This is a genomic window from Sphingomonas sp. Sphisp66 (genome assembly GCF_047324325.1).
GTDB lineage: Bacteria > Pseudomonadota > Alphaproteobacteria > Sphingomonadales > Sphingomonadaceae > Sphingomonas.
On record NZ_CP168508.1, the window covers coordinates 3,006,968 to 3,019,428 of the forward strand.

Here is a 12,461-nt window from a genome sequence, read left to right on the forward strand (position 1 = left end):
CGGTTCGAATGGCCCGGTTGACCGCCGCGGATCTACGCTGATACTGATAGCGCTACCATAATGTACCAGACCGGCGCCCGAGCGCCGCAATCCAGAGGGAGAGGACCTTGCGCAATTTCCGCCGCATCGCCGCGCTTGCCATCGCCGCCACGGCGCTGACCCCGGTGCTTGCCGCCCCGGCCCAGGCGCAGACCGCGCAGGCCGGGAAGCCGCTCTACAAGGATGCCGGCCAGAGCGTGGATGCGCGCGTCGACGACCTGCTCGCGCGCATGACGCTGGAGGAGAAGGTCGCCCAGCTGGTGGCGATCTGGCTGAAGAAGGACGCGATCCAGACGCCGTCGGGCGATTTCGATCCGGTGAAGGCGAGCCGGTCCTTCCCCAACGGCCTGGGCATGATCTCGCGCCCGTCGGACCGCAAGGGCGTGGCGACGGGCACGGTGAATGCCGGTGCCGATGCGGCGGGGGCGAACCGCAATGCGGTGGACACCGCGACCTATATCAACGCCGCGCAGAAATGGGCGGTGGAGAAGACCCGGCTCGGTATCCCGATGATCATGCACGAGGAAGCGCTGCACGGGCTGGTCGCGCCGGGGGCGACGAGCTTCCCGCAGTCGATCGGCCTCGCCTCGACCTGGGATCCGGCACTGCTGGAGAAGGTGTTCAGCGTCGCCGCGTCCGAGGCGCGGGCGCGCGGCGCCAACCTGGTGCTGGCGCCGGTGGTCGACGTGGCGCGCGATCCGCGCTGGGGGCGGATCGAGGAGACCTATGGCGAGGATCCGTACCTGGTCAGCGAGATGGGGCTGGCGGCGATCCGCGGCTTCCAGGGCACGACGCTGCCGCTGGCCAAGGACAAGGTGTTCGTCACGCTCAAGCACATGACCGGGCACGGCCAGCCGGAGAACGGCACCAATATCGGCCCGGCCTCGCTCGGCGAGCGGACGCTGCGCGAGGACTTCTTCCCGCCCTTCGAGAGCGCGGTGACCCAGCTGCCGGTGCGCGCGGTGATGGCGAGCTACAACGAGATCGACGGCATCCCGAGCCATGCCAACAAGTGGCTGCTCCACGACGTGCTGCGCGGCGAATGGGGCTTCAAGGGCGCGGTGGTCAGCGACTATTTCGCGGTGCGCGAGCTCGTGACGCGGCACCGGATGTTCAAGGACGTCAAGGATGCCGGCGCGCGGGCGATCGATGCGGGCGTCGATGTCGAGACGCCGGACGGGGAAGGATTCAATTTCCTCATCCAGCTGGTCCGCGAGGGCAAGGTCAGCCAGGGCCAGATCGACAATGCGGTGCGCCGCGTGCTCGAGATGAAGTTCGAAGGCGGGCTGTTCGAGAACCCCTATGCGGATGTGAAGACCGCGGCGAAGAAGACCAACACCCCCGAGGCGATCGCCCTCGCCCGCCAGGCGGCGCGGGAGTCGGTCGTGCTGCTCAAGAACGCCAATGGCCTGCTGCCGCTGGATGCTGCCGGCATAAGGAAGATGGCGGTGATCGGCACGCACGCCAAGGACACGCCGATCGGCGGCTATTCGGACGTGCCGAACCATGTCGTCTCGGTGCTGGAGGCGATGCAGGCCGAGGGCAAGGGCAAGTTCCAGGTCGACTATTCGGAAGGCGTGCGCCTGACCGAGGGCCATGTCTGGGCGCAGGACAAGGTGGTGCTGACCGACGCGGCGACCAACGACAAGCTGCGCGCCGACGCGGTCGCGGCGGCGAAGGACGCCGATGTCGTGGTGATGGTGCTGGGCGGCAACGAGGCGCTGAGCCGCGAAGCCTGGGCCGACGAGCATCTGGGCGACAGCGACACGCTCGACCTGCCCGGGCCGCAGGACCAGCTGGCGAAGGAGATTTTCGCGCTGGGCAAGCCGGTGGTGGTGATCCTGCTCAACGGCCGGCCCTATGCCGTCAACTATCTCGCCGAGAAGGCGCCGGCGCTGATCGAGGGGTGGTACCTGGGCGAGCAGACCGGCAACGCGCTGGCCGATGTGGTGTTCGGCCGGTTCAACCCGGGCGGCAAGCTGCCCGTGTCGATCGCGCGCAGCGTCGGCCAGCTGCCGATCTACTACAACAGGAAGCCCACCGCGCGGCGCGGATACCTGTTCGGCGACACCAGCCCGCTCTACCCGTTCGGCTATGGCCTGTCCTATTCGAGCTTCGAGGTGGGTGCGCCGGTGCTGGGCACGGGCACGATCGGGATCGCCGACAATGTGAAGGTGAGCGTGGACGTGACCAACACCGGCAAGCGCGCCGGCGACGAGGTGGTCCAGCTCTATGTGCGGGACGACGAGGCGAGCGTCACCCGGCCGCTGATCGAGCTCAAGCGCTTCCAGCGAGTCACGCTGCAGCCCGGCGAGAAGAAGACGGTGTCGTTCGAGCTGACGCCGAAGGATTTGTCGCTGTGGAACGTGGCGATGAAGCGGGTTGTCGAGCCGGGGACGTTCACGATCTCGGCTGGGCCGAATTCGGTGGATCTGAAGAGCGTCACGCTGACGGTGAAGTAGGCAAATCCTCCCTCGCGCAAGCGGGGGAGGTGGCGCGCGTAGCGCGACGGAGGGGGCATCTCAGCGGGCGACGCGCTCGCGGCCAGGCCCCCTCCACCACCGCCTTTGGCGGCGGTCCCCCTCCCCCGCTTCTCGAGGGAGGATTTACTCAGCCAACCAAGCCGCCACCCATACCAGCGGCGCGTTCCAGTTGATCGCGACTTCGTTGAGCGCATAGGCGTGGACGTCGTCCGCCCAGCAGCGCTGGGGTGCGCAGCGGCCCTTGAGCTTCATCGCGACCGGATCGGCCATGGCGGTGGCATTGGGGCCGCCCGAGAGCACGCCCGGCGGCGGGCCGGGAAGTTTCGGATCGAGCGACGGTGCCCAGAAGCGGTGATGCGGGTTGCGCATCGAGACGCTGCCATAGCCGCTGACATAGGAGACGCGGTTCGGATTGCGGCCGAGCAGATAGTCGGCAACGTCGATCACCCCTGCCCGGTATTTCGCGTTGCCGGTCAGGTCGAAGGCCAGGCCGAGCAGCATCGCGCGGTTGAGCAGGTTCGAATTGGAACCCCAGCCATAGCGATTGGGGAACGGGATCCGGTAGCCGCTGGCCCGCGTGTCGGCGAGGAAGCGATCGGCGGCGGCGACCAGGCTGGCGCGCAGGCGATCGGTCTCGGCAGCGGGCAGCAGGTCGGGCTGGGTCGCCAGGGTGATCGTGCCGAGCGTCGCGACCTGGGGCCAGCCGGGCTCGCCGGCTTCGCCGCGGAAATGGGGCGAGGCCTCGACTACCGCGCGGTACTCCGGCTTGCGGGTGGTGGCGAACAGCTCGGCCGCGGCCCAGTAGAATTCGTCGGACACGTCATTGTCGCCATAGCCGCCCGAGCCGGTGAAGCTGTTGGTGGCATAGACTTCCGGGTTGCGCTTCGCCGCGGCGAAGGCGCGCTCGGCGGCGATCAGGCAGCGCGCGGCGAAATCGGGATCCGCCTTCCGCCAGACCCGGGCGCATTGCGCGGCGGTGGCGGCGAGGTTGAGCGTCGCGGCGGTGGTGGGCGGATAGAGCAGCCGCTCCTGGGTGTCGCTTTGCGGCGGGGTGGGCAGCGCGGTCCAGGCGCGATCGGCGACCTTCTGGTGCGCCATGCCCGAGGCCTGGATCTCGGCAAAGGGCGGCGGCGCGGTTTCCCAGGCGGGCTTGCCGGGCACCGGCCGGGGCTTGCCGACGGGCACGCGCAAACGGGTGCCTTCGGGGACCTGCATCCTGAGCAGGAATTCCATCTCGTAGCGGGCTTCGGCGAGCAGGCCGGCGGCGCCATTGGCTGGCTGCCGCAGCGCCTGGGGATTGCCCTCATAGGCATTGAGCAGCGTCCATAGCGAGATGCCGCCATTGACGACGTACTTGCCGTGGTCGCCGGCATCGTACCAGCCGCCGGTCACGTCGAGGCTATAGGGGCAGCCGGTCCATTCGGTGCCGCGCCCGTCCTTGCCGGCGAAGCATTTCGCGACCTCGCGGACATGGCCGGCGGGGCGCGCCCATTTCTCGCCGACGATGCGCGCCTCGATCGGGATGCCGGCACGCTGGTGGTAGAAAAAGGCGAGCGCGTCGCGGGCGAGCGGGCGGTAGAGATTGGGGCGGATGTCGAAGGGCGCGCTTTCGCTGGCGCCGATGCGGATCCGGTAGCCGCTGCCGGCGGTGCCGAAGCTCGAGAAATCGATGCGCTGGAGGGTGGCGCCCGAGGCGGCGTCTGGGCCGAAGGGCTGCGCCTTGCCGCTGGCGACGGGGTTGCCGGTGGCGTCGATCAGCTGCCAGTCGAGCGGGGCGCCTTCGGCCTCGACGATAGCGGTCTTGGGGTCGCCGGGCCGGAAGCCGAGCTGGTTGAGGTTGATGACCGGGCCGGGTGCGGCGGCGGCGGTGAGGAGCAAAGGGGCGACAGCGAACGCCAAATCGAGACGGCGCGCCACCTCAATCCTCCCCCGCCAGGGGGAGGGGGACCAGCGAAGCTGGTGGAGGGGGAGGTAAGCAACCAACTCCCGATTTGCTTACCTCCCCCTCCGTCGCGCTGCGCGCGCCACCTCCCCCTGGCGGGGGAGGATTTAAAAGGCTCCTCACTCCCCTGCCCCGGCGAACAGGCCGAAGACCGAGCCGACGAAACCGCCGGCGACCTTGGTGGTCAGGCCGTCGGTCTCGACCTTGCCGAGCGGCTTCCAGGCCGGTCGGGCGCCCGGCGCGGCATAGCTGAAGGCGTAGTTGCGGCCCTGCACCGCGATGCGCAGCCTGACCGTGCCGACGGGCGCGGCGGCGGTGAAGAGGGTCTTGCCGAGCCTGGGGCTGTCCGGCCCTTCGCGCTGGTCGACCGTGATCACGTCCTTGCCGTTCACCCGCTTGCGGCCGACGAAGAACCAGTAGTCGTCGTTCTGGAGCACGGCGAGGCCGGCGCGGTCGCCTTCCTTCTCGGGGGCGAACTGCACTGCGGTCTCGGCCACGGCATTGATGTGCTGCTGGCGCCGGGCGAGGAAGCTTGGGTTGGCATTGTCGCCCAGACCCACCGGCCGCGCCTTGAGCATCAGGCCGGCGGCGCCGGTGCGATACCAGTCGTCGCGGGGATTGCGCAGCATCATCCAGTAAGCCGGGAGCTTGCCGCGGAAATCGTCGCGCAGGGTGAAGGCGCCCGTGGTGGGGATCGGGGCCTTGCCCTGGGGCAATGCAGGCCTGACGTGCGTCCAGGGGATCGCGGTGGCCGGCGGGAGGATCACTGGCCAGCCGTCCTTCCATTCCACCGGCAGCAGGAAGGTCTCGCGGCCGGTGGTGTAGAAATCGCCTGCATAGGGGCGCACGGCGAGGAAGGTCGCCCACCATTTGCCGTCGGGGGTGGTGACGAGCTGGGCGTGGCCGGCCGAGGTGATCGGCATCGCCCGGTCAGCGGCCAAGTCGCGCTGGGTGAGGATCGGGTTGCCGGACCAGGCCTCATAGGGGCCGGTGACGTTCTTCGAGCGCAGGATCACCTGGCTATGGCCCTCGGCAGTGCCGCCCTCGGCGCAGCTGAGATAATACCAGCCATCCTTCTTGAAGATGTGCGGCCCCTCGATCCAGATCGGCTTCTTCGCGAGGTCGATGCCACCGTTCACCAGCACCTTGCGCGGGCCGAAGGTCCTGTTCGCCTTGCGGTCGAACTCCTGGACCCAGATGGCGCGGTGGCCCTGGTAGAGCGGCGTGCCTTCGGGCGGGCCGTTATTGACCACCCAGGTCCGGCCGTCGTCATCGAAGAACATCGAGGGATCGATGCCGCCTTCCATGTCGGGCAGCCAGACAGGGTCGGACCAGGGGCCTGCCGGGTTCTTCGCGGTGAGCAGGAAATTGCCGCCGCAATCGACGCAGGTGTTGAGCAGGTAGAAAATGCCGTCCTTCGCCTGGATCGACGGCGCGAAGACGCCGCGCGACAGGCCGAGCTGCTTGAAATCGAGCATGCCGGGCCGGTCGATCGCGTTGCCGATCTGCGTCCAGTGGACGAGGTCGCGGCTGTGGAAGACCGGGATGCCGGGGAACCAGCTGAAGGTGGAATTGACGAGATAGAAGTCGTCGCCGACCCTTGTGACGCTGGGATCGGGGTAGAAGCCCTTGAGGACCGGGTTGCGATAGTCGTTCGGGCCGGCGGTGAGCAGGTCCGAGGCGTCCTTGCCGCTATAGGTGAAGCTGGAGAAGGTCGCGACCGGCTGGGCGATGGCGGGGGGCACCATCGCCATCGTCATTCCCGCCACCCCTATCGTCATCCCCGCGCAGGCGGGGATCCAGAGCCCCAGGCGCCGCAGCAGAGAAACCCTGGATCCCCGCCTGCGCGGGGATGACGAAGAAGAAAAAGAGATGCTCATGCTGCGCAATTGTCCCGGATGAAGTCGCGGTGTTTGGGCATGTAGGCGGCGCTATTGGCGATCGCCTCGCGGATATGGGCGAGCCGGTCGCGGGTCTCTTCGAGCGACATGACATCGGCGACCGGATCATGGCCGGCCGGCTCCATCAGCTGGCCGAGCATCACCGCGAACCAGCTGGTGTCGTTGAACAGCTCCTCATTCTCGCGAAAGGCGCGGCCATGGGTGCGGAACACGCGCATCTTCTCGGCGAGCCGCTCGGGGATCTCCATCGTGCGGCAATAGTCCCAGAAGGGGGAATCGGTGCGCTCGGTGGCGTGGTAATGGAGGACGAGGAAGTCGCGGATCTCCTCATAGTCGGTCTGCATGATGCGGTTGTACCGGTCGATATCGGCCTGGTTGAAGTCGCGGTCGGGGAACATGGTCAGGAAGCGCGACAGACCCGACTGGATCAGCCAGATCGAGGTGCTCTCCAGCGGCTCGAGGAAGCCGCCGGACAGGCCCATGGCGACGCAGTTCTTGACCCACATCTTGTTGCGGTGGCCGGTCTTGAACGGGACGGTGCGCGGATCGGCGAGCGGCTCGCCGTCGAGGTTCGCCATCAGGATCGCGGTCGCCTCGTCGTCGGACATGTAATCCGAGCAGAAGACATGGCCGTTGCCGATGCGGTGCTGGAGCGGGATGCGCCATTGCCAGCCCGCGGTGTGGGCGGTGCTGCGGGTATAGGGCGTCCAGGCGTCGACGCTGGCGCAGGGCACGGCGATGGCGCGGTTGCAGGGGAGATATTGCGACCAGTCGGTGTAGCCGGCCTTCAGCGCCTGCTCGATGATCAGGCCGCGAAAGCCCGAGCAGTCGATGAACAGGTCGGCCTCCAGCTGGCTGCCGTCCTCCAGCTGGACCGACTGGACGAAGCCGTCCTCACCGCGCAGCTTCACATCGACGATCTTGCCTTCACGGCGGGTGACACCCTTGTCCTCGGCATAGCGGCGGAGGAACTTGGCGTAGAGCCCGGCGTCGAAATGATAGGCATAGGCGATTTCGGAGAGCGGGGAGTTGCCCGCGTCGATCGAGCGCATGAACTTGTCGTCGCGCGCCGCCATCGCCTGGAGCGACCAGTCGTCCACGTCCGGCGCCTCGCCCAGCTGGCGGAGGCGGAGATAATAGGCGTGGAAGGACACCCCCTTCATGTCGAGGCCGTATTTGCCGAAGGGGTGGAAATAGCGGTGACCGATGCGGCCCCAGTTCACGAACTGGATGCCGAGCTTGAAGCTGCCCTTGGTCTCACGGACGAACTGGTCCTCGTCGAGACCGAGCATGCGGTTGAAGGTGGCCATCTGGGGGATGGTCGCCTCGCCGACCCCGATGATGCCGATCTCGTCGCTCTCGACCAGGGTGATCTTCGCATAGTCGGGGCCGAGGATGCGCGAGAGCGTGGCGGCGGTCATCCAGCCGGCGGTGCCGCCGCCGACGATGAGGATCGAGCGGATGTTGCGGTTGTCGGTCATGCAGGGGTCCTTGCGGGCGCGTTGCGGGCGAGCCAGTCCTCGTGGCGGGGCATCGCCTGGGCGGCGCGGGCGAACATCTCGTGGATGCGGGAGAGGCTGAAGGCGAGCTTGTCGTCGTCGAACGCGTCGGCGAGCGGGTCCCAGCCCTGGGGGACGATCCCCTGCCCGAGCAGCACCGCGATCCAGCTCGATTCGGCGAAGAGCTCGTCCTCGTAGCGGAAGAAGCGGCCGCGCCCCCGGAACAGATCGAGCTTGCGGCGGAGCGTGTCGGGGATCGCCATCTCGCGCATGCGGCGCCAGAGGTCGCCGTCTTGGCGCTCATTGGCGTGGTAGTGGAGGATGATGAAGTCGCGGACCTGCTCCATCTGGAGGTCGGTCAGGCGGTTATATTCGTCGCGCTCGACATGGCCGAAGCCGGTGTCCGGCAACAGCGCCATCAGCTTGTGGATGCCCGACTGGATCAGGTGGATGCTGGTCGATTCGAGCGGCTCGAGAAAGCCCGAGGACAGGCCGAGCGCGATGCAGTTCCTGTCCCAGGCGCGCTTGCGGCGGCCGGCCTCGAAGCGAAGGAGGAAGGGGTCGCGCAGGGGTGCGCCGTCGAGATTGGCGAGGAGCGTCTCGCGGGCCTGGTCGTCGGAGAGGTCGGCGCTGCAATAGACATGGCCGTTGCCGACGCGGTGCTGGAGCGGGATGCGCCATTGCCAGCCGGCCTTGTGCGCGGTGGCGCGGGTGAAGGGGGTGATCTCGGGGCCCGGGCTTGCGCTCGGAACGGCGACGGCGCGGTCGCATTGCAGCCAGTGCGCCCAGCTCTCCCAGCCGGTGTGGAGGGTCTGCTCGATGAGCAGGGCGCGGAAGCCGGTGCAGTCGAGGAACAGCTCGCCCTCGATGCGGCGATCGCCTTCGAGGACCACCGCCTCGATGAAGCCGTCCTCGGCGCGGAGCGGGACATGGGCGACCTTCCCCTCGACGCGCACGACGCCGCGATCCTCGGCATAGGTGCGGAGGTATTTCGCGTAGAGCCCGGCATCGAACTGATAGGCATGGGCCATGCGCGACAGGATCGAGCCGGGATCGGTCACCGGCGGCTGGTAGCGCCCCGCCTGCATCGCCAGCGCGCAGACATTGTAATCCTCGATTCCACCGGCCCGTCCGGCTTCATGCAACTTGCGCCAGACCTGGTGGAACTTCACGCCCTCGATATCGAAGCCGAACTCGCCGAAGGGATGGACATAGCGGTGCTGGTCGCGAGTCCAGTTCACGAACTCGATGCCGAGCTTGATCGTGCCCTGCGTGGCGGCGAGGAAATCGGCCTCGTCGATGCCGAGCAGTGCGTTGAAGCTGCGGATCGGCGGGATCGTCGCCTCGCCGACGCCGACCGTGCCGATCTCCTCGGATTCCACCAGCGTGACCGCGACGCCGGAGGGGACCAGCCGGGTGAGCGCGGCGGCGGCCATCCAGCCGGCGGTGCCGCCGCCGACGATGACGATGCTGCGGATCGGCGCGGGGGCGGTCATGGCAGCAATCCTTCCTCGCGGAGCGTCGCGCCATGGTGCGGCATCCGGCGGACCGCGTCGACGATGACTTCGCGGATGCGCGCGGCATGGGCGCGGAGTTGCGGCTCGGGGATCGCGTCGGCGAGCGCATCGTGGCGGCGGGGGCGGACACCCTGGCCGTCGAGCACCGCGATCCACTCCTCGGGGTCGAACAGCTCCTCGTCATAGACCGGCAGGCGGCCGCGGCTGGCATAGAGGTCGAGCTTATGGGCCAGCGTCTCGGGGACGGGCGCGGCGCGGGCCTGGTCCCAGAGGGGCTCGCCGGTGCGGCCATTGGTCTTGTAGTGAAGGATCGCGAAGTCGCGGACGCGATCGGCCTCGCTGGCGGCGAGGCGGTTATACTCGGCCGGCTCGGAACCGCCCGGTGCGGCGGGTAGCAGGGCGACCAGACGGGTGAGCGCGTTCTGGAGCAAGGCGAGGTTCCAGCCGTGGAGCGGCTCGACCAGCACGGCGGCGCCGCCAAGCGCGACGACATCGCCGGCCCAGGCGCGGGTGCGGCGGCCCTGGGCGAAGGGAATGGCTCCGGGCTGGTCCGGGAGGAACGACGAGGCGTAGAACAACGCCCCACCCTGCCCGCCGATCAAGGGCACGGTGCGCTGCCAGCCCGCCTCGAAGGCGCCGGCATGGGCATAGGGTGGTGGCACGCCCTCGACTGTGTTCCAGGTCTCTACCGCGCGGTCGACGGGGAGCCATTCGGCCCAGCTCTCCCAGCCGCTGTCGCCAGCAAGCAGCCCGGCCGGGCCCGAGCAATCGAGCCAGAGATCGGCGGCCAGGCAAGTGCCGTCCTGCAGCGTGACGATATCGTCTTCAAAGGCGCGGAAGCGGCCGGCGGAGGCGAGGCCCGAGGCGAGGCGCAGCGTCTCGGCCAGGCCGGCGCGGTCGAGATGGAGGCCGTATCCATAGCTCGACAGCACCGAGCGCGGATCGAGGCTCGGCCGGGCGAAGCGGCCCGAGGCGGCGGCGATGGCGGCGAGCGAGAAATCGGCGAGGCGGAGCGCCTGGCCGCCCTCTCGCATGCGGGCGGCGAGCTGGTGGAAGGCGATGGTGCCGATCGGCGCGCCGATCGTGCCGAAGGGCAGGAACCAGTCGGTCTCCTGCCCCGCCCAGCCGGAAAAAGCCGTGCCGAGCGAGAAGCTGCCCCGGGCGGCGCGAAGAAGCGCACCTTCGTCGATGCCGTGGTCGGCGAGCCAGGCTTCGAAGCCCGGCAGGCAGGTCTCGCCGGGGCCGAAGGGCCCCAGGCTCCAGTCCGGGCCTTCGGTCTCGACGACCGAGATGCTGGCGCCAGGCAGCGCTCGACGGAGCGCCAGCGCCGCCATCCAGCCGGCGACACCCGCGCCGACGATGCCGATGCAGCGGATCATGCGCCCATCCCCAGCGCCGCCTCATGGCGGGGCATCGCCTCGGCAGCGGCGGCGATCTCGGCGCGCATCGTGGCAAGCGCGGTGGCGATGCCCTCCCCGCCCGCCCGCGGATCGGGATGGCGCGGGGTGACGTGCTGGCCGAGATAGACGGCGAGCCAGCTCGGCTCGAGGAACGTGCCCTCGCGATACTGGACCACCACGCCGCGCTCGCGGAACAGCTGGAGCTTGTATGCGAGCGAGTCCGGCAGGGCCATGTTGCGGCAGTGGCGCCAGAATTCGGAATCGTCGCGCTGCGTGGCGTGATAATGGAGGATCAGGAAGTCGCGGACGCGCTCATATTCGAGCGCCATCGCCCGGTTGAACTCGGCGGCGTCGAGCGGATCCCAGTCGCCGGTGGGGAACAGATCGAGCAGCTTGCCGATCGCGACCTGGATCAGGTGGATCGAGGTGGATTCGAGCGGCTCGAGGAACCCCGAAGACAGGCCGATCGCCACGGTGTTGCCGACCCATTGGCGCTTGCGCTTGCCGGTGACGAAGCGGAGCCGGTTGGGATCGGCGAGCGGTTCTGCGGGAAGCTGGGCGAGCAGCACCTCCAGCGCAGCGTCATCATCGATGAAACCGCTCGAATAGACATGGCCGTTGCCGGTGCGGTGCTGGAGCGGGATGCGCCAGCACCAGCCGGACTGCTTGGCGGCGGCGCGGGTGAGCGGCGCGAGCGGCCCGTTATTGGCGCAGGGAATGGCGATGGCACGGTCGCAGGGCAGCCAGTGCGTCCATTGCTCATAGCCGGTGTGGAGCGCCTGCTCGATCAGCAGGCCGCGAAAGCCCGAGCAATCGACGAACAACTCGGCTTCCAGCGTCTCTCCGCTTTCGAGCGTGACCGAGCGGACGAAGCCGCTTTCGCCGTCCAGTGCGACATCGACCACCTTGCCCTCGCGCCGGACGACGCCGCGCGCCTCGGCATAGGCGCGCAGATATTTGGCATAGAGCCCGGCATCGAACTGATAGGCATAGTTGTAGGGATCGCCATCCGGCTGGCGGAAGCGACCGCGGCGGGCGGCCTGGATCGGGAGCGAATAGTCCTCGAACGCCCCTGCCCCCTCCGTCGCCAGCCATTGATGGTGGAAGGGCACGCCGTCCACGGACTCGCCGAACTGCGCGAAGGGGTGGATATAGCTGTCGCCCTTGCGGCCCCAGTCGACGAATTCGATGCCGAGCTTGTAGGTGCCCTTGGTCGCGGCGAGGAAATCCGCCTCGTCGATGCCGAGCGTCGCGTTGAAATGGCGGATGTGCGGGATCGTCGCCTCGCCCACGCCGACCGTGCCGATCTCCGCCGATTCGACCAGCGTGATCGCCAGATTCATGCCGGCGAACTTATGCGCGAGCGCGGCGGCGGCCATCCACCCCGCAGTGCCCCCGCCAACCACGAGTATGCGCCCCACCAGCATTCTTGCGATGCCCCTCTCCGGCGTGAATGTTAGCGCTCCCGTCGCGAAATCGTCAATCGGAAGACGGCACGACTCGCGGCCGGATCGGCCCTTTCGCACCTGCGAAAATCACGCCGCAGTGCAGCGAAGCCATTGCAAAGCACAGGAAATCATCGGTTTTCGCAAATCTGCAACAAGGCGCTTGATCTTTTCATAACTCCTACTTTAGGTTGGACACAAACAAGAAACGCGCATTGAAATGATAGCGCTAACA

7 protein-coding genes are annotated in these 12,461 nt (G+C 68.1%); 1 reads left to right on the top strand and 6 read right to left on the bottom strand.

Features of this window, described 5'->3' with window-relative positions:
- The first annotated feature begins 107 nt into the window (after nucleotides 1-107).
- Complete coding sequence (locus ACEN8G_RS13960) at nucleotides 108-2,501, top strand: glycoside hydrolase family 3 N-terminal domain-containing protein (RefSeq protein ID WP_413416259.1); 2,394 nt, start codon at nucleotides 108-110, stop codon at nucleotides 2,499-2,501.
- A gap of 144 nt (nucleotides 2,502-2,645) precedes the next feature.
- Here the strand turns inward: ACEN8G_RS13960 and ACEN8G_RS13965 are convergent, their stop codons facing one another.
- The 6 genes from ACEN8G_RS13965 to ACEN8G_RS13990 all read right to left on the bottom strand — a co-directional run bounded on the left by ACEN8G_RS13965 (nucleotide 2,646) and on the right by ACEN8G_RS13990 (nucleotide 12,208).
- Nucleotides 2,646-4,421 carry a glycoside hydrolase family 9 protein gene (locus tag ACEN8G_RS13965; protein ID WP_413416260.1) on the bottom strand — a complete coding sequence of 592 codons (1,776 nt, stop codon included), beginning with the start codon at nucleotides 4,419-4,421 and terminating at the stop codon, nucleotides 2,646-2,648.
- 162 nt (nucleotides 4,422-4,583) lie between these two features.
- Nucleotides 4,584-6,224, bottom strand: a complete 1,641-nt coding sequence (locus tag ACEN8G_RS13970; protein ID WP_413416261.1) for a glycoside hydrolase family 43 protein — start codon at nucleotides 6,222-6,224, stop codon at nucleotides 4,584-4,586.
- A gap of 116 nt (nucleotides 6,225-6,340) precedes the next feature.
- On the bottom strand, nucleotides 6,341-7,846 hold the full coding sequence (locus ACEN8G_RS13975; protein ID WP_413416262.1) for a tryptophan halogenase family protein: 1,506 nt from the start codon (nucleotides 7,844-7,846) through the stop codon (nucleotides 6,341-6,343).
- Entirely contained in the window at nucleotides 7,843-9,360 is a 1,518-nt protein-coding gene (locus tag ACEN8G_RS13980) for a tryptophan halogenase family protein (protein WP_413416263.1), read from the bottom strand. The genes ACEN8G_RS13975 and ACEN8G_RS13980 overlap by 4 nt, the downstream gene beginning before the upstream one ends.
- On the bottom strand, nucleotides 9,357-10,760 hold the full coding sequence (locus ACEN8G_RS13985; protein ID WP_413416264.1) for a tryptophan halogenase family protein: 1,404 nt from the start codon (nucleotides 10,758-10,760) through the stop codon (nucleotides 9,357-9,359). Before ACEN8G_RS13985 ends, ACEN8G_RS13980 begins: the two co-directional genes overlap by 4 nt.
- Nucleotides 10,757-12,208 carry a tryptophan halogenase family protein gene (locus ACEN8G_RS13990; protein ID WP_413416265.1) on the bottom strand — a complete coding sequence of 484 codons (1,452 nt, stop codon included), beginning with the start codon at nucleotides 12,206-12,208 and terminating at the stop codon, nucleotides 10,757-10,759. The genes ACEN8G_RS13985 and ACEN8G_RS13990 overlap by 4 nt, the downstream gene beginning before the upstream one ends.
- Nucleotides 12,209-12,461: the final 253 nt, after the last annotated feature.